General features: G+C 40.8%; 18 protein-coding genes. 12 read left to right on the top strand and 6 right to left on the bottom strand.

Annotated features, from left to right (window positions below):
* Positions 1–115: 115 nt before the first annotated feature.
* The 7 genes from ABWV72_RS11380 to glpG all read left to right on the top strand — a co-directional run bounded on the left by ABWV72_RS11380 (position 116) and on the right by glpG (position 7811).
* Positions 116–553 carry a type 2 periplasmic-binding domain-containing protein gene (locus ABWV72_RS11380; protein WP_216049359.1) on the top strand — a complete coding sequence of 146 codons (438 nt, stop codon included), beginning with the start codon at positions 116–118 and terminating at the stop codon, positions 551–553.
* Between the two features lie 3 nt (positions 554–556).
* The gene (locus tag ABWV72_RS11375; protein WP_353370620.1) at positions 557–1738 is read left to right on the top strand and encodes a TonB-dependent receptor; all 1182 of its coding nucleotides are present in this window, start codon (positions 557–559) and stop codon (positions 1736–1738) included.
* Between the two features lie 76 nt (positions 1739–1814).
* Positions 1815–4184: a putative bifunctional diguanylate cyclase/phosphodiesterase gene (locus ABWV72_RS11370; RefSeq protein ID WP_353370618.1), complete on the top strand. Its 2370-nt coding sequence runs from the start codon at positions 1815–1817 to the stop codon at positions 4182–4184.
* Positions 4185–4364: 180 nt separating this feature from the next.
* A complete protein-coding gene (kbl, locus tag ABWV72_RS11365) occupies positions 4365–5561 on the top strand; it encodes a glycine C-acetyltransferase (protein ID WP_216049356.1) in 1197 nt (398 codons plus the stop codon).
* A complete protein-coding gene (gene tdh, locus ABWV72_RS11360; RefSeq protein WP_303500090.1) occupies positions 5558–6580 on the top strand; it encodes an L-threonine 3-dehydrogenase in 1023 nt (340 codons plus the stop codon). Before kbl ends, tdh begins: the two co-directional genes overlap by 4 nt.
* A 33-nt stretch (positions 6581–6613) precedes the next feature.
* Positions 6614–6940, top strand: coding sequence for a thiosulfate sulfurtransferase GlpE (gene glpE / locus ABWV72_RS11355; RefSeq protein ID WP_216049354.1), 327 nt, complete (start codon positions 6614–6616; stop codon positions 6938–6940).
* A 4-nt stretch (positions 6941–6944) separates the two neighbouring features.
* Positions 6945–7811: a rhomboid family intramembrane serine protease GlpG gene (glpG, locus tag ABWV72_RS11350; protein ID WP_216049353.1), complete on the top strand. Its 867-nt coding sequence runs from the start codon at positions 6945–6947 to the stop codon at positions 7809–7811.
* Positions 7812–7826: 15 nt separating this feature from the next.
* On the opposite strand, the gene ABWV72_RS11345 is transcribed toward glpG, so the two are convergent.
* Positions 7827–8231 carry a flagellar basal body-associated protein FliL gene (locus ABWV72_RS11345; RefSeq protein ID WP_216049352.1) on the bottom strand — a complete coding sequence of 135 codons (405 nt, stop codon included), beginning with the start codon at positions 8229–8231 and terminating at the stop codon, positions 7827–7829.
* 191 nt (positions 8232–8422) lie between these two features.
* Here ABWV72_RS11345 and ABWV72_RS11340 point away from each other — a divergent pair, with 191 nt between their 5' ends.
* Positions 8423–9025 carry a chorismate--pyruvate lyase family protein gene (locus ABWV72_RS11340; protein WP_353370614.1) on the top strand — a complete coding sequence of 201 codons (603 nt, stop codon included), beginning with the start codon at positions 8423–8425 and terminating at the stop codon, positions 9023–9025.
* 2 nt (positions 9026–9027) lie between these two features.
* Complete coding sequence (ubiA, locus tag ABWV72_RS11335) at positions 9028–9885, top strand: 4-hydroxybenzoate octaprenyltransferase (protein WP_353370612.1); 858 nt, start codon at positions 9028–9030, stop codon at positions 9883–9885.
* A gap of 17 nt (positions 9886–9902) precedes the next feature.
* On the opposite strand, the gene ubiK is transcribed toward ubiA, so the two are convergent.
* On the bottom strand, positions 9903–10166 hold the full coding sequence (ubiK, locus tag ABWV72_RS11330; RefSeq protein WP_353370610.1) for a ubiquinone biosynthesis accessory factor UbiK: 264 nt from the start codon (positions 10164–10166) through the stop codon (positions 9903–9905).
* Positions 10167–10314: 148 nt separating this feature from the next.
* On the opposite strand from ubiK, the gene rep reads away from it, so the two are divergent.
* Positions 10315–12333 carry a DNA helicase Rep gene (gene rep / locus ABWV72_RS11325; RefSeq protein ID WP_216049348.1) on the top strand — a complete coding sequence of 673 codons (2019 nt, stop codon included), beginning with the start codon at positions 10315–10317 and terminating at the stop codon, positions 12331–12333.
* Here the strand turns inward: rep and ABWV72_RS11320 are convergent.
* Together ABWV72_RS11320 and ABWV72_RS11315 are read right to left on the bottom strand one after the other, a co-directional pair.
* The gene (locus ABWV72_RS11320; protein WP_353370607.1) at positions 12316–14937 is read right to left on the bottom strand and encodes a sensor domain-containing phosphodiesterase; all 2622 of its coding nucleotides are present in this window, start codon (positions 14935–14937) and stop codon (positions 12316–12318) included. The two genes, rep and ABWV72_RS11320, sit on opposite strands and share 18 nt — an antisense overlap.
* A gap of 61 nt (positions 14938–14998) precedes the next feature.
* Positions 14999–15397 carry a c-type cytochrome gene (locus ABWV72_RS11315; RefSeq protein WP_353370605.1) on the bottom strand — a complete coding sequence of 133 codons (399 nt, stop codon included), beginning with the start codon at positions 15395–15397 and terminating at the stop codon, positions 14999–15001.
* Positions 15398–15810: 413 nt separating this feature from the next.
* On the opposite strand from ABWV72_RS11315, the gene htpX reads away from it, so the two are divergent.
* A complete protein-coding gene (gene htpX, locus ABWV72_RS11310; RefSeq protein WP_353370603.1) occupies positions 15811–16683 on the top strand; it encodes a protease HtpX in 873 nt (290 codons plus the stop codon).
* A 68-nt stretch (positions 16684–16751) separates the two neighbouring features.
* Here htpX and ABWV72_RS11305 read toward each other — a convergent pair whose 3' ends face one another.
* Positions 16752–16970, bottom strand: a complete 219-nt coding sequence (locus tag ABWV72_RS11305; RefSeq protein ID WP_216049344.1) for a hypothetical protein — start codon at positions 16968–16970, stop codon at positions 16752–16754.
* Between the two features lie 99 nt (positions 16971–17069).
* Positions 17070–17321: a hypothetical protein gene (locus tag ABWV72_RS11300; protein WP_303500124.1), complete on the bottom strand. Its 252-nt coding sequence runs from the start codon at positions 17319–17321 to the stop codon at positions 17070–17072.
* Positions 17322–17911: 590 nt separating this feature from the next.
* On the opposite strand from ABWV72_RS11300, the gene ABWV72_RS11295 reads away from it, so the two are divergent.
* The gene (locus ABWV72_RS11295; protein WP_353370601.1) at positions 17912–20944 is read left to right on the top strand and encodes a TonB-dependent receptor; all 3033 of its coding nucleotides are present in this window, start codon (positions 17912–17914) and stop codon (positions 20942–20944) included.
* Positions 20945–20963: the final 19 nt, after the last annotated feature.

Raw genomic sequence — 20963 nt, 5'->3', positions numbered from 1 at the left:
ACTGAAAACAGTAAACGAAACTAATATTAACTCAAAAAAGCATGCGCAAGTTCTAAAAAGATAAACTAATCTTAATTTCTCAGGAGAAATCCTGTTTAGAGGAAAGGTGAAAGGATTGTTAAGTAGACTGGCTCAGGTCACTTTTATTTTATTGACCATATTATCAACTGCAACTCTGGCAGAGGATAGGTCAATCAGTGTTTTAGTTAACAGTGATGTAAAAACGGAAGAACTGACCCCCGCTCAATTGCGCAAAATATTTTCGATGCGACAAACTGTCTGGCCTGATGGACAGCCTATATCTGTGTTTGTATTAAAAACCGATAATCCAGCCCATCAAGCACTTTGTAAAGATGTCCTTAAAATGTTCCCTTACCAAATAGAAAGACTGTGGAATAAGTTAGCTTATTCTGGATTAGGAGATAAACCCAAAGAGCTGAAAAGTACCAAAGAAATGCTTAAAAAACTCCGCTCTACCCCCGGTGCCATAGGTTATGTGCTCGATGTTAGCAGCACCGAGAAAGTCAAAAAAATAAAAGTAATAGGAGAATAGCAGATGAAATTATCGGTAAATTTGCTAGCTCTATTTGGTTTTACCTTATCCGCTTTTTCGTTTAGCGCGAGTAGTTCAGACAACTTTAATTGGCGTGGCTTTATTGCTCAAGGAGTGATTCAGGCACAAAACTCTAATTACATTGATGACGAAGGCGACGTCACCTTGAAACTGACAGAGATAGGTCTCAATGGATCTTATACTTTAGATTCCAACTTTAGAGTGGCGGGGCAGGTCGTTTATTTAAACGGTGGTAATCGTTATCCTGAGGGATTCCGAGTTGACTATTTATTTCTAGATTGGCGCGCTATTAGTACACTAGATTGGCAGGTCAACGTGCATTTAGGCAGAGTGAAAAACTATCATTGGTTGTACTCATCCACTCGGGATGTACCCCATACTAGACCAACCATCATTCTACCTCAGTCCATCTATTTTGACGCCTTCAGAGATGTGGCCCTTGGAGTTGATGGTGTGGCGTTAGTTGCCAACACATCAAATACTTTGGGAGACTGGGAATTCAATTGGAGTTATGGAAGCTCGCCCATCAGTCAGGAACAAACTAAGAATTTGATTGCAGAGATTGCCACAGGAGACATTGAACAAAAGTTTGTGCATCAAGGGAATTTCGTTTGGCACAACCAAGCTGTGAAGTTTAGCGTCGGATTGTTGGATTCCAAATTTAAGTATAATAGTGGCGAAAATGATGCATTTTTTGATGGTGATGCACAAGTCCAACGTTTTATGCTTCAGGGCACTTATGAGACTCAAAATTGGCAGTTAGCTATGGAATTATTCAGGGAACGGAGTATCTATAGCAACCTAGTTTATTTGGGGTTCAATAACGACTCCCACGGTGAGGGTGGGTATATTCAAGGTCGTTACAATGTAAATAAAGACATTAGCTTAACTGCAAGATTGGACATTTTTGATTTAGATCGCAAGGATCGAAGTGGTGAAGCTAGGTCGGCGCTATCTGGTGGCATTGTGCCAGCGTACTTTGGCTATCAAGATCAATTCACCTTAGGGACTAGCTGGACTTTTTCAGAAAATTGGCAAGTCCAAGCCGAATTTCATCGTGTCAAAGGCACTGGGCGTTTAGCTCCTGTTTTTATGCCCAATACGATCCAGAACGACCACAAATATTGGAATATTTGGGGTGTTCAATTAGCCCATTGGTTCTAACATGAAGTCTTTTCTTAGCCTTACCAACAAAATGCTCCTACTGTTGCTGGTTTTTTTATTGGTTTTGGGAATATCTATGTCCTTTCTCTGGTTACAAAAAACCAATCAGGACTTCATACTCAAACAACAAGAAATCAAGCATCAAAATCAAAGTCAATACTTACTATTAAATAAGATATTTAGCGCCCGCATTGAGTCTTGGGTTGAGATGTTGGTTCAGTTACATCAGAACGAGCCTGAACCGGTTCAAGCATTAGCTAAAACCTTATCTTCTCGTTTTGAGTTTTTGCAATTGAACATGCAAGTGGAAGAAGGTTGGCTTTTCGATAGCCAAAAAAACCTAATGTATTCCTCTGAATCGGATATACCACCGCATATTCTGAAAAATACGGAGTATGTTTTTGAAAATCAGTCACCTAAAGAAAGCACATTTTGTGTACCTCAGTGTTCACAGATTTTGTCTATTCCTCTGTTTCAGGCGGATGGAAGTGTAGCAGTCATTACATTGAGTCTAAGTCTAATTGATACACTAGCATTTCTTAATCAGTCTACAGATGCCACCCTTGCATTAGTTTATGTGTCTAATAAAACTGAGGCTAAATATGCTCGGGATTTCCGAATAAGAGAACCATTGGCGGTTAAACATTTTGACTTATTTGAACCCTTAATTGATTCGTTTCCGGCAAAGCTAACCATTGATAAACTTACCGTTGAAGGAGCCCAGTTAAATATCAACAATAAACATTATTTTGCTGTGGTTATTCCAATGTCGACTGTAAATGCCGATGATGATTATATTTTGGCAGCATACGATATTACGCCAATGATGTTAGCCCACCGTGCCTACCAACAAACTATACTGATCACTGCATCTGTGGTGTTTGTGCTGGCCATGTTGTTATTCTATTTGATTACCAACAGCGTACGTCAGCGCTTAATTGATTTCAGCGAACGCTTGCCGCTGTTAGCGTTGCGGGAGTATCAACAATTTAGACTCCGAAACAGAGTGACTACACATTATTTTAAAGATGAGCTGGACACCCTAAATGCCTCCGCTAATAAACTGGCTGATCGCCTTGAGCAACTTGATAATGAAGTTTTAACCAAAGCCAATGAATTAGAAAAAATGGCTATGTATGACCAGCTAACTAATCTACCCAACCGGAATATGTTGGTGAGTAAAACTAAAGAGGCGGTGGCAAAGTTAGTCGAGAGTGAAAAGTTTGTCGTGTTAATGATGTTCGACTTAGATGACTTTAAAAAAGTAAATGATAGTTATGGGCATACAATTGGCGATGAATTATTAAGAGAGGCTGCAGCTCGTTTCCAAAGTGCATTAGATGAAAATGGCATCGTTTGTCGACTAGGTGGTGATGAATTTGCAATTTTATTGAACAATGTAGAGGATATCAAAAGTGCCATCAAAGTTGCCGAGAAACTTCTGGATCGCTTTAGAGCGCCGATAAACGTGGCGCAATTGCGTTTTTATGTATCAACCAGTGTCGGCTTTGCTCACACATCATCGGCAGAAACTAACGTCAATGAACTGATTCGTTGTGCAGACATTGCTATGTACCACGCGAAGAACGATGGCGGTAACTGTATCAAGCTATATATCGAATCTATGTCGAAAAATGCCATAGATAAAGTAGCCCTAGAAGATGAGGCCCGAATTGCTCTTATAAACGATAATTTTAGTTTTTCCTTACAACCCCAGATAGAGCTAGAAACTGGACGTCTTGTGGGGTTTGAAGCCTTGTTGCGCTGGAATCACCCTGACAGGGGACCTATTTCACCGGGTGATTTCATCCCTATCCTAGAAAACACTGAGTTTATGTTGACCCTTGGATATTGGTGTATTGAAAATGCGTTTAGTTTGCTGCAAACGTTTAAACAACAAGGATATCCCGATTTAAAAATAGCAATTAATTTGGCCGGTATTCAATTTCTTGATCCTGATTTAGTCCCCTATTTAGAGGAAAAAATAAAAAGTTCTGGGTTGAAACCCAGCTTAATCGAATTGGAATTGACCGAGAGAACCTTAGTGTCTGATATCCAGCGTACCAACGAGATTATGCAAAGGTTAATTGATAAAGGCTTCTTAATTTCTATTGATGATTTTGGCACCGGCTATTCTTCCTTAAGTTACTTGAAAACAATGCCCGCGAATTTTATTAAAATAGACCGCGCGTTTATTGACGGTATGTTATCCAATGATGCCGATAGGCAGATAGTGGCGGCGACTGTGTCCATGGTGCAAAACTTAAAAATGAAAGTAATTGCCGAAGGGATAGAAGAACAATTGCAGATTGATTTACTCAAACAGTTTGATTGCAACATGGCGCAAGGTTTCTATATTGCAAAACCTATCCCCGAAGATTTGTTGTTCGAAGAGTTACAAAAGTACTGTAAAAATGGAATTTGGCAATACGGTCAGTCCCATTAATTGCGTGCAAAGATTGCGATTGTGACTGCCATGTCCACTTCGCCTTCTGTGCTAAATTCCGTGTGTAATTAAATCCTTACACCTCAACATGTCCTATAATTAGTGCCAAAGCAGTGGCACAACGTATTACCTAGCGAAAATTTCTTTTAATATAGCGCCATCTAATTCATTGGGGGCAATATGAGTCAATCATTCTACCAACATCTCAATCAGCAAATTGAACAAGTCAAACAAGATGGCTTGTATAAATCCGAGCGTGTAATTACTTCAGCCCAGAGCGCTGATATAGTTGTTCAAAGCGGTGAACATGTACTTAATTTTTGTGCTAATAATTATTTAGGATTAGCCAATCATGAGGCGTTAATTGCCGCCGCTAAAGACGGTTTAGATGAGCATGGATTTGGTATGGCCTCGGTGCGCTTTATCTGTGGAACCCAAGATATCCATAAGCAGTTAGAGCAAAAAATCAGTGCTTTTTTGGGAATGCAGGACACCATTTTATATCCATCATGTTTTGATGCTAATGGCGGTTTGTTTGAGACTATTATGGGCCCTGAAGATGCCATTATCTCTGATGCTTTGAATCATGCCAGTATTATTGACGGTGTTCGTCTATGCAAAGCCAAGCGATATCGTTATGCGAATAACGACATGCAAGCGTTGGAAGAGCAATTGATTCAAGCCGAAAAAGATGGCGCACGTTTTAAATTAATTGCCACCGATGGCGTTTTCTCGATGGATGGTGTGATAGCCGATTTGCATAGTATTTGCGACTTAGCTGACAAATACGATGCCATGGTAATGGTCGATGATTGTCATGCTACTGGGTTTGTCGGTGAAAACGGACGCGGTAGCCATGAATACAATGATGTTATGGGGCGGGTAGATATCATTACCGGTACTCTTGGTAAAGCGCTTGGCGGTGCATCAGGTGGTTACACATCAGGTAAAAAAGAAGTCGTCGAATGGTTGCGTCAACGCTCTCGACCATATTTGTTTTCTAATTCTGTTGCACCTCCAATTGTTGCTGCGTCATTGAAAGTATTTTCGATGCTGGAGCAAGGGCATGAATTACGCCAGCAACTTAACCGAAATGCTAAACATTTTAGAAGCCGTATGGAAAGTGCCGGTTTTACCTTATCAGGCAAAGACCATGCAATTATTCCGGTGATGTTAGGTGACGCGAAGCTAGCCAGTGAAATGGCTGACAAGATGTTAGAACGAGGCATTTATGTGGTTGGCTTCTCTTTTCCTGTTGTACCAAAAGGGCAAGCGCGAATTCGCACGCAAATGTCTGCCGCTCACTCAATCGAGCAGGTTGATCGTGCAATCGATGCTTTTATCGATGTCGGTCGTGAATTGAAGGTGATCTCATGAAATCACTTGCGAAATTATACCCCGAAAAAGGGATATGGATGAACGATGCTCCTGTCCCTGAAGTTGGTCACAATGATCTACTAATTAAAATCAATAAAACCGCAATATGTGGCACAGACATGCATATTTATCAATGGGACGAATGGTCACAAAATACCATTCCTGTGCCGATGATTGTAGGTCATGAATATGTTGGCATAGTGGTTGAAATTGGTCAGGAAGTCAGAGGTTTTAACATAGGGGATCGGGTCTCTGGTGAAGGACACATAACTTGCGGGCACTGTCGAAACTGTCGTGCTGGTAGACGCCACCTGTGTCGCAATACCGAAGGTGTTGGTGTAAATCGCCCTGGGGCTTTTGCTGAGTACCTGGTGATTCCTGCGTTTAATGCATTTAAAATTCCCGACAATATCAGCGATGAGCTAGCGTCGATTTTTGACCCTTTTGGCAATGCAGTTCACACTGCTTTGTCATTTGACTTGGTTGGCGAAGATGTATTGATCACCGGGGCTGGCCCTATTGGTATTATGGCTGCAGCTGTGGCAAAGCATGCCGGTGCTAGGTATGTGGTTATCACCGACATCAACGATTATCGCTTAGATTTGGCTAACAAAATGGGCGCAACTCGCACGGTAAATGTCGCCACTCAAAATTTGCAAGATGTGATGCTTGAATTAGGGATGACCGAAGGGTTTGATGTTGGTTTAGAAATGTCAGGCGTTCCCTCTGCATTACGAGATATGCTGGCTAAAATGAATAATGGTGGTAAAGTTGCCATGTTGGGCATTCCACCTAAAGATGTGGCAATAGACTGGAACCAAGTGATTTTCAAAGGTTTAACCATTAAAGGTGTTTATGGCCGTGAAATGTTTGAAACTTGGTATAAAATGGCTAGTCTCTTGCAGTCAGGATTGAACTTAGATCCTATTATTACCCATCAGTTTTCTATCGACGACTTCCAACAAGGCTTTGATGCTATGGAGTCGGGACAATCTGGTAAAGTGATATTAAATTGGTAGTCGTTAACTAAACAATAGTAGATAGGGGTCGATTTGGAGCAGTTCGAACATATTTCCGTAGAACAAACACAAGCTCTTTTGTTAGACAAAAAAGCGCAACTAGTAGACATTCGAGATGAACAGTCATTTGCGGCTGGTCATATTGAAGGTGCGGTGCATTTAACCAATGGTAGTTTGCAGCAGTTTATGTCAGAAACTGAATTCGAAACCCCGGTTATTGTTTGTTGTTATCATGGTATTAGTAGCCAACAAGCGGCTCAATTTTTGATTCATCAGGGCTTCGAGCAAGTTTATAGCATGGATGGTGGTTTTGAAGCTTGGAAGGCTGCCATGCCTTTCGTCTCTCAGGAAGCAGACTAAAATTGTGAGTAAATCTCTCGAGTTAGTTAGCTTTGGCCATGAAAGTCCTGCAATGTTGTTGGTTACTTACTTAATTAGCCAGAATATCCCAGCTAGTTATGCTTATGCAGAAGGAGACTTAAACCATCAAGTCTTACTTGACGATCCTGCCTGCCTTCAAGAAGCCGCGTTTATTGTTAAGGAATTTGTCGATAACCCGACAGATCCTAAGTATCAGAAACACGCTTGGGAATTAGAGCAACAACTCTTACGTTCTAGACAAAAATCAGTATTCCCCAAACTGCGTTGGAGTATGTTCCAACAAACCCCGTTCATGTGGCTGATAATGGGCATATGTATTCTGGTTTATTTGGGTTCTATCGCGGGTGGCTTCATTTGGGTCAGAGAGAACCTGATGTTATTGCCCTGGTCTTTACTGATTGAAACAGGGGAATGGTGGAGAGCTATTACGCCTGCATTTATTCACTTTGACGAAATGCACATTATTTTTAATCTGCTTTGGTGGTGGTTAGCCGGCAAGGAAATTGAGAAGAAGTTTGGTTCTAGCACCTTACTGTTAGTCTTTTTGATAACTGCAATTATTCCTAATATTGGTCAATTACTGATGTCAGGTCCTGATTTTGGTGGTTTGTCTGGTGTGGTATATGGAATTATTGGTTTTGTGTGGTGGTGCGGCTGGCTGCGTCCACAATGGGGGCTCGCATTACCTAACTACATTATTGGTTTTTCGTTAGTCTGGTTGGTCTTAGGGTACATCGATGTATTATGGGTTTCGGTTGCCAATACCGCTCATACTTTAGGCTTGGTATGCGGATGCGCAATTGCTTGGTGCTACGTTTACTTCACTCAAAAAAACCACAGTAAAAACTAACTTACAACAGGCTAGCTATCCGCCTTGCACAATAAATTTAGTGATGATGATGTCTTTTATCATCGGTTTCCCCGTTTCTTTTTCCATTAACTCTCTAAGTCGTTCAAGGCTGCTTCTGCGGAAGTCTTCTCTGCCGGTAAGAGATTTTACTTTGTCTTTTGGTTGTCTGCCGAGTATGTCTATGACTGTCGCTCTTAATAGTGGCGAATGGTGCTCAACAGCTTCAATATAATCCGCATCTTCCAACATTAGCTCTATAGTCGTGCGGACAAAACCTAAATTGTTCGCGTTGGAGCCTAAAAAGTTAGTAACGATATCTGGCTCTAATCCATAGTAAGCGAAATTTGATTGGCCGTGGGCGGTTCCAATAAATTGACTTGAAGTAATCGCTAGAATGAACGCAAAAAGCACAGATTTCATATTGTTATCTCGAATTATTTAAATGCGAATTTTAATGGCTTTATTAAGTGCCAATTCAAATGTCTTTAGTTTAGCAATTGTAGAGAATTAATTTAACCAATTTGCCTATTACAAACTGAAGATTATAATCTTTACACTTTGGCGATAAATCTTATCAACCTATTATCTTCAGTATGTTAGCAGCTATTGGTATGATAGCGTCATATTTTCATGGACTTAGCGCAATTTTGATTCAGCAAACTCAATTTCCCGTTTCAATCCCAGCAAATTGGTTGTCAGCAGACGATCTTACTGTTAGCGATCCCTATCTAAAAAATTGGCTTTTAGATACCGGCTCACTTACTGAACGATTGCAATCACACTGTGCGGATTTTAAGCTTGAATTAATAGGTCAACGGCAGATGCAGCCAGAGCTTGAGGAATTGACCCAACTTAGTTCAGGTTCTCTGTTAGTAAATGACACTCAATGGCAAGTTAGAGAAGTGATTTTATGTGGTAATGGCCAGCCTTGGGTGTTTGCTCGTTCGATTTTGCCGCAACAACTTTGTGAAATGGATTTAGTCGAGTTGGGAAATCAACCATTGGGAAAAATTATCTTCAATGATAGTCGGTTTGTACGCAGTCCATTTCAGCTGTTAAAGTTACCCGATACGCGTCACTTTTCTGATTTGCTAGCAATTTCAGCGCAGCGTCCATTGTGGGGACGTCGCTCGGTGTTTGATTTTAAGCAACTACAGTTGATGGTCGCAGAGATATTTCTTCCTGATTGTCCAGCTTACTCTAAACAAGGCTAAATATGGGGAATAGTAAAATTCACGCATTGATCAGATTGGCCCGTATGGATAAGCCAATAGGTAGCTATTTATTGTTGTGGCCGACGGTCTGGGCATTGCTCATCGCTGCCCAAGGCAATCCACCAATACAGATAGTTATTGTTTTTGTTATTGGTGTCTTTGCGATGCGCAGTGCTGGATGTGTTATCAATGATTATGCGGACCGGCATGTGGATGGCAAAGTTGAACGTACTAAATCACGACCATTAGTCAGTGGAGAAGTATCTGAAAAAGAAGCCTTGTTGCTGTTTGCCGGGTTAGTACTTATTTCTCTTTTATTGGTTTTAACCCTCAACTATCAAACAATTCTTTTGTCGTTTGGGGCGTTAGCGTTAGCGATTATCTATCCGTTTATGAAGCGTTTTACCAACCTTCCTCAAGTGGTGTTAGGTGCTGCTTTTAGTTGGTCAATTCCAATGGCTTTCATGGCGATCAACGAACATCTCAATTGGATTGCTTGGTTACTTTTTTTGATAAACGTGATCTGGACTGTGGGTTATGACACTGAATATGCCATGGTCGACCGAGATGATGATCTAAAAATTGGAGTTAAGTCCACAGCCGTGCTATGTGGTCAGGCCGACAAACTTGCTGTGGGTATCACCCAAATAGTCACTTTGCTGTTGCTGGGATTTGTGGCTTACTATTTAAACATGACATGGCCAATGTATATTTCGCTTTTGGCCATGGCAGGATTTTTTGTTTACCAACAGTATCTAATTAAGGATAGAAACAGAGTGAATTGTTTTAAAGCATTTTTAAACAACCATTACGCAGGTATGGGCGTAGCAATTGGAATGCTTTGTCACTATTGGTTATAGTCGTTGGAAAACCGAATTTAGTTAGTCTTTTCAGTTGAAGGACTTGGATTTTCCAACTTATCTAGTCTAGCTTCTAAGGCTTCGAGTTTTTCTCGTGTGCGAATCAGCACCTGACTTTGTACATCAAACTCTTCCCTGCTTACGAAGTCTAGGCGGCTCAACTGAGATTGAAGAACCTGTTTTACTTTTGCCTCCGCTCCTTCAGCCATGGTTTTCACACCAGGGGGAATCGAATCAGTTATTTGTTTTGCGATATCTTCCAGTTTTTTCGGATCCAACATGGATAGAGCCTCCAAATAAAAATATGATTGTAACAGACGAATGTTGAACTTACTGCATTTGTAGTAAAAGTCCTGAATTGATATAACGATGCTAGCTATTCGGTCGTTAATTTTTTACAATTCCCGGCCATTTTTTAAAGATACACCCATGAAACTCAACGACGGTCAAAATCAAGCAGTCAAATTTATCTCAGGCCCATGCTTAGTGCTCGCAGGGGCGGGCAGTGGTAAAACTCGGGTAATTACAAATAAAATCGCATACTTGGTTCAACAGTGTGGTATTCCTGCTCGTCAAATTGCCGCGGTAACTTTCACCAATAAAGCCGCCAGAGAAATGAAAGAGCGTGTGGCCCAAACTATGGGCAAAAAAGACGCTCGTGGTCTCAAAGTTTCTACCTTCCATACCATGGGTCTGAATATCATCAAGTCGGAGTTTCGTAGTTTAGGGATCAAACCTGGATTCTCATTATTTGACGACAAAGACACCATGGCCTTGCTAAAAGATCTAACCGAAGACTCTCTTGATGGTGATAAAGAGCAATTGAGCTTGTTGCAGTCGTGTATTTCAAATTGGAAAAATGATCTAATCTTGCCTGAACAGTTGCAAAAGCGTGCATTGTCGCCCGGAGAAGTGGAATTTGCGAAAGTTTATCATGAATATCAAACACATCTTAGAGCCTACAACGCACTAGATTTTGATGATTTAATCTTGATGCCTACCTTGCTTTTACAAAATAATGAAACCGTTCGGCAAAAATGGCAAAACAAAATTAAATACTTGCTGGTTGATGAATACCAAGATACCAATACGAGTCAGTACGAGCTGGTCAGATTGTTAGTTGGGGAACGGGCAAGGTTTACTGTGGTAGGGGACGATGACCAATCCATTTACTCCTGGCGCGGAGCCAGACCGCAAAACTTAGTGCTTTTGCAGCAAGATTTTCCCAGCTTGAAACTAGTAAAACTGGAACAAAACTATCGTTCTTCAGGGCGAATACTTCATAGCGCGAATATTCTCATTCAAAACAACCCTCATGTGTTCGAAAAAAAGTTGTTTTCAGAATTAGGGTACGGTGAGCCGCTTAAAGTGCTGATTGCAAAGAATGAAGAGCATGAAGCAGAGCGGGTTGTTGCTGAACTGCTTGCTCATAAGTTTATGAAGAATACCCAATTTAAAGATTATGCGATTTTGTATCGTGGCAATCATCAATCTCGGTTGTTTGAAAAGATATTGATGAGTAATCGAATCCCTTACAAAATCAATGGCGGAATGTCGTTCTTTGGTCGCACTGAGGTCAAAGACCTGATGGCTTACTTACGACTATTAGTTAATCAAGATGACGACAATGCGCTGCTTAGAGTGATTAACACTCCTACCCGTGGTATTGGCCGTGTTTCCTTAGAAAAGTTAGGTAGCTTTGCCAATCAGTTAGGATGCTCTATTTTTGAGGCCGCGTGTCATCCGCAATTACACAGCGTTTTAAGCGGCAAAGCCCAGCAGAATATCGAGGCCTTTAGTCGCTGGATTGTTGAAGCTTCTGACAACGCCGTTCGTGGTGATGGTATTGCTGCCATTCGGGGCATGATCAAAGCTATGCAGTACGAAGAATGGCTTTACGAGTCTAGCACTAGTCCCAAAGCAGCTGAAATGGCAATGGCAAATATCAGTACGCTTTTCGGTTGGATAAGCGATATGCTCGAAGGCAATGAACTGGACCCACCGATGACCCTGCAAGAGGTTGTAAATCGGTTAATTTTACGAGATATGATGGAACGTAACGAAGACGCAGAGGAGTCAGATCAGGTACAACTTATGACTTTACATGCGTCTAAAGGATTGGAATTTCCTTATGTTTTCATGGTTGGTATGGAAGAAGGACTATTACCGCATCAAAGTAGCATCGATGAAAACAATATCGAAGAAGAGCGACGATTGACTTATGTTGGTATTACTCGAGCACAGAAGGAGTTGTTTTTTACCTTAAGCAAAGAACGTCGTCAATTTGGTGAGGTGATTCAACCTGAACCAAGTCGTTTTCTTTACGAGTTGCCTCAAGATGATATTGTTTGGGAACATAAAAAAGTAAAAGACAGTGCAGAAGTGCGCCAGCAAAAAGGTCAAACTGGAATAGCAAATTTGAGAAACATTCTATCTAGTGGGAAGTGAATCTTGTGCCAAAATCGCCGTCATACTGATGGGTGATTGTATATAATGACCTTGGCCTAAGGTGCAGCCCGCCTCGACTAGTGCATTGTACTGATCTTCATTTTCAATGCCTTCCGCTATCAGTTTAAATGACAACTGACTTGATATGGCTAATACAGAACGAATCAAATTGTAATTGCGTTTTGAGCGAGTTATCGATTTAACGAATTTATGATCAATTTTTACGTAATCAAATGGGTAGCTGTATAAATAACTTAAAGAAGCAAGACCACTTCCAAAGTTATCTAAAACCAAAATTACCCCGGAACGTTTAAGCTTTTTAATGGCTGGTAACATAAACTGGCTGCGATGATTTAATTCGTTTTCATCAAACTCAAACACTAAATTCGATGGATCAATTTGCGCAGATTTAACCCGTTCAATTATCTGGTTTACTAGGCGACTTTGTGAAAGATGACTAATTGACAAGTTAATTGCTATCTTTTGAGTCGCTTCAGACTCACCTAATGTGCGCCAATGTTGCAAAACCTTACTGGCCTGCTCCAGCATAAAGTTATCAATTTCTACGGTCAGTCCACTAGATTGGGCTACCTTCCAGAACTGTTCCCGCTTTATTTTACCTATTGTAGGATGAATCCAACGCACAAAAAATTCGTGATAGAGAATCCTATTAGTTTGGAAATTTACAACCGCTTGAATTTGAGAGTCAAAATGTTGGTTATTGAGGGTTTTACGAAACTCATTTTCTAATTCGAGTTCTTCCAATAGCTTTTGACGCATACTGGTATCGAACAGTACAAAGCGTCCACGTCCCAGTGCTTTTGCTTGGTACATAGCGGCATCTGCGTCGCGAATCAATTCGTCTGCTGTTTTATATCCTTGTTCAATATTTGATATTCCAATACTCGCCCCTGAATACATTTCTTTGTTGTCGAATTGAAAGGGAATTGCAAGTGTTTGAATAATCCGATTGGCAACCTCTTCCACATCATTAAAATCGTCGAAGCTATCAAGCAGAATAACAAACTCATCGCCTCCTAGCCGAGCTAATAGGTCGTGGGCACGTATGCATTTACTGATGCGTTTGGCAACTTCAACTAAGAACATATCACCAGCATGGTGACCCAAGCTGTCATTAATTTGCTTGAACCTATCTAAGTCGATAAAAAGCACAGCAAACTGATGTTCAGGGTAACGATTTTTGTTTGCAACAGCTAATTCTAATCGACTGTTAAACATGACTCTATTGGGCAGGTTGGTGAGCGCGTCATGGTGGGCATCGTGGATTAACTTTAATTCTATGTCTTTGCGTTCTTCAATTTGTTTCTTTAGATACAAATTGGTTTGATGTAATTCGTCAGTGCGTTCTCGCACTTTTCGGCTTAACTGCATATTATATTTTTGAATCGATTCTGCAGCTCTTTTACGTTCTATAGCTACCGCAATATGGTGTGAAACGAACTTTAATAGTTCCAAATCTTTAAGGGTGTATTTGCTGTCTTTCCCATAGGTTTGAACTGCAATGACGCCGGAAATAACACCATCCACATACAAAGGAGAGCCTATCCAAGAATTGGTATGCTTTATCATGTTATCTGCAGTTTTTTGATCTAACTCGTTTTGAGCGGCTAAATCATTAACCCGATCTGGATCGATTAATTCTGCTTTGCCTGAACGCAATACAAATTCGGTGAGCCCATTACTTAACGGCCTTGAATTGACAACATCATCTATTTCATCACTGTAATATGGAAATTCCAGCGAGCTTTGTTTTTCATCAATAATTGCAACATAACAGTTAGGAGCACTCAATAAGCGGGCTAGAATGTCATGCAAACTAGCATAGAAATCAGACATCTCTCCTTCAACAGAAGCTGCTATTTCAGAAATTTCAAAAAGTGCTTGTTGTAAAGATTCAACTTTTTGACGCTCTAATATCTCTTCTTGAAGCTCATCGTTAATTTCGCGTAATTGTTTTGTTCTCTCGCGAATCGTTTGTTCTGTCAGCTCTCGACTTTTAACTCTATCGAGTGCATTAACAATGTGCTGAGATACGAACAGCAATAAATCTAATTCATCTTTAACGTATCGAACCGCTTTGTCGTAGCTTTGAACTACCATAGCGCCGATAACCCGATTGCCGCGCTTGAGAGGCACACCAATTAAATCTACAGGCGTTTTACCAATTGCTTTGAAATTACGTTCTTTGGATTCTTTTTCGAAGTTTTCTTCGGTTAAAACCAAATGTTGGCCGCTTTTGAGAATATAGCCAGCGATACCACCGAGTAAATCTTTCGCGGGAATTTGCTTGATTACGCTTTCATCAAACTGGTCGACGAAATACGGGAACTCCACAAACTCATCATCTTTTTCGTAAAGGGCTACAAAAAAGTTTTGAGCATTCATGAATTGCCCAATGATTTCGTGAATTGCTACATACAGGCGTGAAAGTTCGCTGATAGAACCAGCTAACTCTGAGATGTCAAAAAGCGCTCTTTGGATATGCTCAGAGCGCTTATATTTTTCAGTTAACTGCTGAAGCTGAGGAATTAGTTCTCGCAATTCCTCAACTGTTAACTGTCCTGCATTACAGTCTTCAGTCAATTAATTTAATCCAATAAATGATTGATCATAAAGAACCTTATACCAGCGAAACTAACTAAAATCAGACACCTTCTATCATGAACTCTATTGCTGCTTTAATATCGTCATCTGAACAATCGCCACAGGTTCCTCTTGGAGGCATAGAACCAAGTCCATTGAGTGCGTTATGCAATACTTCGTCGATTCCTTTTTCCAATCGTGGTGACCAATCAGCGGCATCATGCAGTTTAGGAGCATTTAACACACCTGATGCATGGCAAGCGAAACAAGCGGTATTATATATGTCTTCACCAGAACGAGGACCTGAAGCTGCAGCCGAGTCTGCTTTAGCACCCGCAACATGCACAGAACCAACTGGCGCAATACGGGATTTGATATCTTCCTCAGTCATGTTTTGCGCTTGTACGGCAAACATCAACAAACTTCCAACTAACACGCTCAACAACGCTTTTAATTTCACAATAATCTCCAACGATCTAAATTTAAATTTTGTCACTCACCAAAGAATAACAAATTATAGCGAGTTATTGATACTGAACAACAATTTACTTTGCAATTGCCATCTATCTTCACTCAAAAACTACTTATTTTACGGATTTAACCCTATTTTGCCGATTTCAACTCAGCAAAATCATCATTTCAACCGTAAAAATATTGATAAACTTTCTAAGATTACACGGCTGATAAGTTGTTTCAAAGAAAACTTATCGATATTTTACGTAAATTAGCGCTAAAAAGTGCAATTATTCTATTGCACAATTTTTTTCAAGACCCATATTGAACTATGCAAATGAACTTGTTTGATTGCTTTTTATAATTGTTAATATTTCTATCTAAGCAGTGTTCGTTTTAAACCGAAAAAAGGAGCCGTAAATGTTAAGAATATTTCTGTTTTTAGGTACAAATATAGCCATCATAGCGTTATTAAGCGTGACATTTAGTCTTTTGGGGTTTCAAGGATTGCTGGCAGAAAATGGGGTTGATTTAGACCTAACTGCGCTAATGATTTATGCTGGAGTTATTGGCTTTAGCGGGGCCTTTATTTCTTTGTTTCTTTCCAAGTTTATGGCCAAACGCTCAATGGGGGTTCATGTTATTGAACAACCAGCAGATACGACTCAGCGATGGCTTGTAGATACGGTAAGGCGGCAAGCTGAAATGGCGGGTATTGGAATGCCTGAAGTTGGACTTTTTAATAGTCAATCTCCTAATGCATTTGCGACAGGCTGGAATCGCAACAATGCGTTAGTCGCAGTTAGTACGGGGCTTCTTTCACATATGAACAAAAATGAAGTTGAGGCAGTACTTGCTCACGAAGTGAGTCACGTCGCTAATGGTGACATGGTCACTATGACCCTAATTCAAGGGGTGGTAAACACTTTTGTCGTTTTTCTATCTAGAGTCATTGGGCATGTCGTTGATCGAGTGGTTTTTAAGGTTGAAAGAGGTCATGGTCCGGCTTTTTGGATTGTCTCTATTATTGCTGAGATTATACTTGGATTTTTAGCGATGATGTTAGTGATGTGGTTTTCTCGATATAGAGAGTTTAGAGCAGATGAAGGCGGTGCGAAACTCGCGGGTAGGGCAAATATGATTGCGGCCCTAGCTAAATTGAAAAGTTTTCAGGGAACCCCTGATATGCCTGACGAAATGGCTGCTTTTGCGATTAATGCAGGAAAAATACAAAAGCTATTTTCAAGTCATCCGCCATTGGAAAAACGTATTGAAAACCTGAGAGCTGGTTAATCCAGCTCTGCAAAATCTAATCAAAATAACTTTTCAGGTAAGCCTTTAATAATCGCTAAAGGAAACACTTAAAAAGCAAAACTAGTTTGAATTCTGCGTTCGGTGCTATGGTTTTTATTTTTCGATTTCGCTAGCATTCTTAGATTATCCAAACGCCTGATAAGGCTATCAAATTGTTGGTCTCGGACGGCCCTATCTTTATTCTTTTGTTCAATTCTTTGTTGCTGTATTTCACTGCGAGTGGATTCACATATTGAATCGTGTAAATTAATTAATTCTCGTGTCATAACATCCTCTCAATATTATACTGTGTTTTTGTACAGTATAATATTGATTGATATTTAGTCAATAATTTCGATTAATAAATTATTTTTAAAATAACGGGGCTATATTCTGTTATCCAAGACGCGCTCTGTTTGTTCGGACTCACGCTTGACTAAAATAAAGGTAATAATCATTTTAGTTGGAAGTGACATAATCATTCCCACTGCCACACAGGCTGCACTGATGATGATTCCGTCTATTCCCATCTCATCAATTGTTTGACTAAAAAGATGTAAATAAATCCCTAACATAATTAAACATAATCCCGAGATCATCACCACTTTGAGTAACGTCATTACTTTTGAATTCGTCATCATGGTTTCCCCTTATATGTGAATTCTTGAATTGTATTTAATCAGTAATTCATGAGGTCACATTGATCTAGGTCAGTTTAATAACAAGTTTTGCTCAACGGAAATTCGAACCGCGCGGGTATTGATATCGTTATTATTGAATCCGCTCTCTACGTATTAAAATTATCTAGAACAAATAATTAACAAGCACTTAGAGCATCTTTGGTAGCGCGCAAACAGTCTTTGATTTCTTAATTGTTAATATTTAGTTAAGCGTATAGCGGTTTTCATAATGCTCATTCAATTGCCCCTATCTTTTTTAGGACCTACCTTTCATTGTCAGGTTAGCCGATAAGCCTTTTGTTTAAAGGTTTTCAGTAAAGCATCGTAAAGCGGTGAATTTAGAGAGTGTAAATAAATAGTTAATAAAAGTTTCATTTTCGATGATTATTAGTTGACGACCACATTTTCGTGCTCTATTCTAATGAAAGCGCTTACATTTTGCTTGTTATTACAATAATTTTACAACCTTAGGGTGGCATAAGCAGGACGTGCGCGGGTGAAAAATGTAGTAATGAGTACAATCAAGGTAGTTTTTGGGAGAAAACAACATGACTAAAACAAGGTTTGCAAAAACCCATCTAGCAACGAGCCTTTCGCTCGTTTTAGGGGCTTCACTGTGCGCACCACTAGCTGCACAAGAAGCTGAAGACTTAGAGGTTATCCAAGTAACAGGTTTACGGGGAAGTTTACAAGAGGCTGCGGCCATAAAACGCTCGTCAGCTGGTGTAGTTGACGCTATTTCTGCTGAAGATATCGGTAAATTCCCTGACACCAACTTAGCAGAATCGCTGCAACGTATAACCGGTGTTTCGATCAGTCGTACCAATGGCGAAGGCTCTGAAGTTACTGTCCGCGGTTTTGCGGGTGGAAACAACATGATTACCTTAAACGGTAGAACAATGCCTGCAGCAATAACCTATGGTGCAGGCTCAGGTGCGGATGGTACAACTCAAAGCGGAAACACGCGCTCATTCGATTTTGCAAACCTAGCGTCGGAAAGTATCAGAGCTGTCGAAGTATACAAAACAGGTAAAGCAAACATTGCAACTGGTGGAATTGGTGCAACCATTAATATAATCACCGCTAAACCACTTGAACAAGAAGGTTTTGTTGCTACTGTCGGCGCAAAAGCGGTACACGATACTACCAACCGTACTGGTGATGATCTTACCCCTGAATTGTCTACTATTGTAAGCTACGCTAATGATGAGAAAACATTTGGTGTGAGTTTGTCTGCTGTGCATCAAGAACGTGATTCAGGTTATACCGGCGCCACTGTGAATAACTGGAATATTGACTATTGGGATGATATCGCCGATCCGGATAGAATGTGGAATAACAACACCACAGCAAACTATGTTAATGCTCCAGAGCAGGGACAGCTTTATGCGCGTCCCAATGACATCCGTTATGCATTTTCAAATACCCAAAGAACTCGCGACAATATGCAGCTAACATTGCAGTTTGCACCAACGGATGACTTTAAAGCGTCATTAGACTACACCTTTGCTGAAAACGAAATTGTTGAGCAACGTGGTGAAATTGGTAACTGGCTGCAAATCGGTACAAATACCGGGACGGTAGAGTTCGATAATTCTGCTGTGAAAACACCCATCTATATATCTGAAACCTATGCTGGAGGTGTAGATGAAGGGTACGAGCAACAGTGGCGTGAACAGACGAATACACTAGATTCGATTGGTGTGAACTTTGAATACAATGTTAATGATAATTTTAAAATCATGTTTGATGCGCACGACTCAACGATGCATAGTCGGGGGACAGGTCCAAGAGGTTCCGGCGAACTGGCGGTAGGTTTAGGGGCGCCAACAGTGACCTCAAGAGAATGGTTTTGGGATGGTGACTTGCCTACCTATACTAACGTATATGACGACAGCATTCGAGGTGCAAACAATAACGGGCAAGTGGATGCCGGTGATGTAGGTTCGTCGATTGCTCGCATTAGAAACGCCAGCCAAGAGTCTAAAATCACCCAGTATAAACTTGACGCTACTTACTTCCTAGACAGCGGTCATTTTGATTTTGGTGTGGAAGCTCGTGAAATGGAATCTCGCTCATTTCAAACTGCCGGCAACAACATTGCTTTGGGTAATTGGGGGGTCGCTAACCCTGGTGAATTCGGTGACTTGATTCAACCGTTTGATTTGCCGGGTGAGTTTGACGACTTTACCACAAACTCTGGTGGTTATGGTTTCATTGCTAACGCGCCTGATTTGTATACTGCAGCAGAAGCTCTTTATCCAGGTATTCCAGCTGGAACCGAGGATGCATTGTCATTCGACGATACGATACAAGAAGATTCCTTAGCCGCTTACGTTCAAGTCGCCTTAGAAGGTGAAATCGGAGAAATGCCATTTAGCATCTTAACCGGTGTACGTTATGAAACTACAGACGTGACTTCGACTTCATTAATTAGTCGTAACTACTTTCAATGGGAAGACAATAATGACGTAGTGTCATATGTGGATGGTTCAGAAACCAGTTATGTTACGGCAGAAAGTGACTATGACTTTTTATTACCGAGCCTGGATTTAAAACTTGAGATTAAAGATGATTTAATCGGTCGCTTCTCATATAGCAAAACAATTGCTCGAGCAGGATTTGGAAGTTTAGGTGTATCTGCTTCAAACTTTGCTGGCGGTGGTGGTTCAACATTGTTGGGTGCGCAACCAACAGCGGATGCGTCAAATCCTGCCTTATTACCATTGGAGTCGTCTAACGTCGATTTATCATTGGAATGGTACTACGATGAAACAAGTTATGTTTCAGCCGGTTTGTTCCAAAAAGATGTGGTTAATTTCTTAGGTAGCCGTCAAGTTGACCAACCGCTACTAGGTATTCGTGATGTAACTGGCGGTCCCCGTGCCGAGGCTGCCGTTCAAGCGCTAGCCGACCGCGGTATTACACTTGATGACACATCACTTTACGCCATGATGGTATTGCTAAGTCAACCAGAAGCCTTCCCTGGTGGAGCTGATGATTACACTGGTTCGCCAGAACAAATTCAACAGTTAGCCGAAACCGAAGGTTGGGATTTGGTCGCAAATGAGGATGATCCTGAAGTCATTTTCCGTACTAATACACCAGACAATAACCGAGCAGCCAAAATTTATGGCGCTGAATTTGCGGTACAACATTTCTTTGGTGATACCGGCTTTGGTGTGCAGGCTAACTATACGTTTGTACGCGGAGATGTGGGCTTTGATAACGAAGCGGATCCTAACCAGTCGCAATTTGCTTTAGTGGGTTTGAGTGATACGGCTAACTTAGTGGCTATGTACGAAAAAGATGGTTTCCAAGCACGTGTTGCCCTTAACTGGCGTGATAAATACTTGGCAGAAGTGAATAAAGGTAGTTCTAATAACCCGCGTTATGTGGAGTCTTATACTCAACTTGATGTAAACGTTAGCTACGATATTAACGACCAATTCACAGTGTTCTTTGAAGGTTTGAATATAACTGAAGAAGACATCCGTGAACACGCTCGAAACGAAACGCAATTATGGTATGCAACCGATTTAGGTGCACGCTATCAAATGGGGGCTCGTTACAAGTTCTAAGGCGGTATGAAACGGCAAA

The sequence above is a fragment of the Aliiglaciecola sp. NS0011-25 genome, from assembly GCF_040370605.1.
Classification (GTDB): Bacteria; Pseudomonadota; Gammaproteobacteria; order Enterobacterales; family Alteromonadaceae; genus Aliiglaciecola; species Aliiglaciecola lipolytica_A.
This window is presented reverse-complemented; position numbering and strand designations above follow the sequence as displayed.

Bases quoted from the DNA above. Each gene is read 5' to 3' on its own strand.
- ABWV72_RS11375 (WP_353370620.1), top strand. From the start codon at position 557: ATGAAATTATCGGTAAATTTGCTAGCTCTATTTGGTTTTACCTTATCC.
- ABWV72_RS11370 (WP_353370618.1), top strand. From the start codon at position 1,815: ATGTCCTTTCTCTGGTTACAAAAAACCAATCAGGACTTCATACTCAAA.
- kbl (WP_216049356.1), top strand. From the start codon at position 4,365: ATGAGTCAATCATTCTACCAACATCTCAATCAGCAAATTGAACAAGTC.
- tdh (WP_303500090.1), top strand. From the start codon at position 5,558: ATGAAATCACTTGCGAAATTATACCCCGAAAAAGGGATATGGATGAAC.
- ABWV72_RS11345 (WP_216049352.1), bottom strand. From the start codon at position 8,231: ATGAAATCTGTGCTTTTTGCGTTCATTCTAGCGATTACTTCAAGTCAA.
- ABWV72_RS11340 (WP_353370614.1), top strand. From the start codon at position 8,423: ATGATAGCGTCATATTTTCATGGACTTAGCGCAATTTTGATTCAGCAA.
- ubiA (WP_353370612.1), top strand. From the start codon at position 9,028: ATGGGGAATAGTAAAATTCACGCATTGATCAGATTGGCCCGTATGGAT.
- ubiK (WP_353370610.1), bottom strand. From the start codon at position 10,166: ATGTTGGATCCGAAAAAACTGGAAGATATCGCAAAACAAATAACTGAT.
- rep (WP_216049348.1), top strand. From the start codon at position 10,315: ATGAAACTCAACGACGGTCAAAATCAAGCAGTCAAATTTATCTCAGGC.
- htpX (WP_353370603.1), top strand. From the start codon at position 15,811: ATGTTAAGAATATTTCTGTTTTTAGGTACAAATATAGCCATCATAGCG.
- ABWV72_RS11305 (WP_216049344.1), bottom strand. From the start codon at position 16,970: ATGACACGAGAATTAATTAATTTACACGATTCAATATGTGAATCCACT.
- ABWV72_RS11300 (WP_303500124.1), bottom strand. From the start codon at position 17,321: ATGACGAATTCAAAAGTAATGACGTTACTCAAAGTGGTGATGATCTCG.
- ABWV72_RS11295 (WP_353370601.1), top strand. From the start codon at position 17,912: ATGACTAAAACAAGGTTTGCAAAAACCCATCTAGCAACGAGCCTTTCG.